At 76.6% G+C, this 934-nt stretch carries 2 protein-coding genes; both read left to right on the top strand.

Going from position 1 to position 934, the window contains the following annotated elements; all coding sequences use genetic code 11:
* Positions 1 to 312: 312 nt before the first annotated feature.
* Positions 313 to 561, top strand: coding sequence for a hypothetical protein (locus HMPREF0731_RS21935; protein WP_007006455.1), 249 nt, complete (start codon positions 313 to 315; stop codon positions 559 to 561).
* A gap of 191 nt (positions 562 to 752) precedes the next feature.
* The coding region (locus tag HMPREF0731_RS24720) for a hypothetical protein (RefSeq protein ID WP_157136286.1) at positions 753 to 934 on the top strand (182 nt) is incomplete at its 3' end.

Genomic DNA, 934 nt, shown 5'->3' with positions numbered 1-934 from the left:
CCCAGGCGGGGGCGGCCGCCAGCGGCAGGGCCAGAGGCAGGGCCAGCAACAGCGGGTGGCGAAGGGTGGCGAGGGGTCCGGACATGCGGCGCATGCGATCCTCCGATGGGGTGGGAAGCAGGGCGGCCGGACCGCCCGGCGCGCCGCCCGGACAGGTGGCGCCGCCGTCGCCCGGCCGGTATCGGCGCCACGCTGGACAGCGCGGTGAGCGGGGCTGGACAATCCGCCGCCGGGCATGGCGGCGCGCTTCAACGCCGCGCCACGCGCTGCTAGCCTCGCCCCAGTACTGACGCACAGGATGGAGCACGGCCGATGGCCTCCCCGGACCTGGCCCGCTTCCGGGCCGACCATGCGAGCGAGGCGGCGCGCGCCGCCTTCCTGGCCCCTCTGGGCGGCACCGCCACCCCCGCCGCCGCCGCAGCGGCAGCCCGCGCGCTCGGCTACCAGGTGACGGAGGCCGATTTCGCCACGCCACCCGGCCTGACCGAGGCGGAGCTGGACCGGGTCGCCGGCGGCGCCAGGATGGACCCCCGCACCATCCTGCAATCCATGTGGGGCTAGCGGCGGCGGCCGGACCGCGCGCCCTGTTCCGACGCAGCCGGCCCTGGCCGGAGAGGCGGGCGCGAGCCTGGCCAAAACCGGCGGCTTTCGGGCGGGCCTGCCTTTTTTTCGCCTCAATCGGCGAACGTTGGCGGCGGTGCGGGGTTGAGGCAGGGCGGGCGACGCGACGTCGCCGCCACAGAAAGGCCCTCATGCCCAGCAAGGGAACCCCGCCGATGCGCAAGACGATCCTGTTCTCCAGCTCCGCCTTCGCCGCCCTGTGCCTGGCGCCCTGGCTCGCCGCGGCGCAGCCCGCCGCCAACCAGAACCAGGCCCAGCCGCGCCCCGGCCAGGCCGCCCAGAGCCCGGCGCCACAGGGCCAAGCCGCCCAGGG

Origin of the sequence: Pseudoroseomonas cervicalis ATCC 49957 (assembly GCF_000164635.1) — a bacterium.
GTDB lineage: Bacteria > Pseudomonadota > Alphaproteobacteria > Acetobacterales > Acetobacteraceae > Pseudoroseomonas > Pseudoroseomonas cervicalis.
This window is presented reverse-complemented; position numbering and strand designations above follow the sequence as displayed.

Bases quoted from the DNA above. Each gene is read 5' to 3' on its own strand.
- HMPREF0731_RS21935 (WP_007006455.1), top strand. From the start codon at position 313: ATGGCCTCCCCGGACCTGGCCCGCTTCCGGGCCGACCATGCGAGCGAG.